The organism is Neoroseomonas soli (genome assembly GCF_018129065.1).
GTDB classification, from domain to species: Bacteria; Pseudomonadota; Alphaproteobacteria; order Acetobacterales; family Acetobacteraceae; genus Neoroseomonas; species Neoroseomonas soli.
This window is the reverse complement of record NZ_JAAEDM010000203.1, coordinates 1-907: the sequence shown is the minus strand read 5'-3', so window position 1 is coordinate 907 and position 907 is coordinate 1. Positions and strand designations below refer to the sequence as shown.

The window sequence follows — 907 nt, the reverse complement described above, 5'->3', positions numbered from 1 at the left end:
TGGAGCGGCCCCCAATTCGACCGGACAGGCGGCATAGCCCGGAGGGCCTAGGTTCAAGCCTAGGCGCACGCCTATGTCGAAGCCCATCGAGCGCGTTGAGATCATCACCGGCATTCACCGCCGGCGGCGCTACACTGCCGAGGAAAAGGTCCGGCTGGTCGAGCAGACCATGCAGCCCGGCACGACAGTCTCCGCCGTCGCCCGGCTCCATGGCGTCTCACCCAGCCTGCTGTTCCAGTGGAGGCGGCGCATGGCCGAGGGCGGGCAGGAGGCGGTCAGGGCCGACGAGGAGGTCGTCCCGATCAGCCGCCTGCGGGAACTCGAGAACCGTGTCCGCGAGCTCGAGCGCCTGCTCGGCCGCAAGACCATGGAGACCGAGATCCTGCGCGAGGCCCTCGAACAGGCTCGCCCAAAAAACACGCCTTGCGCTTGCCGTCGCCGCCACCGGCAGGTTCCCGGTGAAAGCCGTGGCCGACACGATCGGCGTCGCCAGGTCCAACCTGGTCGATCATCTCCGCCGGCCCGAGCGGCCTCGGCGCGACCCCTATCGCCGTGCCGAGGACGAGGCCGTCCTGGCCGAGATCCGCGCCATCACCGACGCGCGCCCGACCTACGGCTATCGCCGTGTCACGGCGCTGCTCAACCGCGCCAGGCGCAGTTCGGGCAAGCCACCGCTCAATCACAAGCGCGTCTATCGCCTCATGCGCCAGGCTTCCTTGCTGCTGCAGCCTCACACCGGCCGGCGCGCCATTCGCGCGCACGAGGGCACCGTCGCCGCCGCGGCCTCGAACCAGCGCTGGGCGTCGGACGGTTTCGAGATCCGCTGCTGGAACGGCGAGGTGGTCCGCGTCGCCTTTGCCATCGACACTCATGACCGTGAGATCATGGCCTGGGTCGGCACCTCCGG

At 69.5% G+C, this 907-nt stretch carries 1 pseudogene; it reads left to right on the top strand.

Annotation, left to right across the window (positions count from 1 at the left end):
• Positions 1-73 precede the first annotated feature (73 nt).
• Positions 74-907 (top strand): annotated as a pseudogene (locus GXW76_RS25875) (IS3 family transposase); the annotation flags it as partial.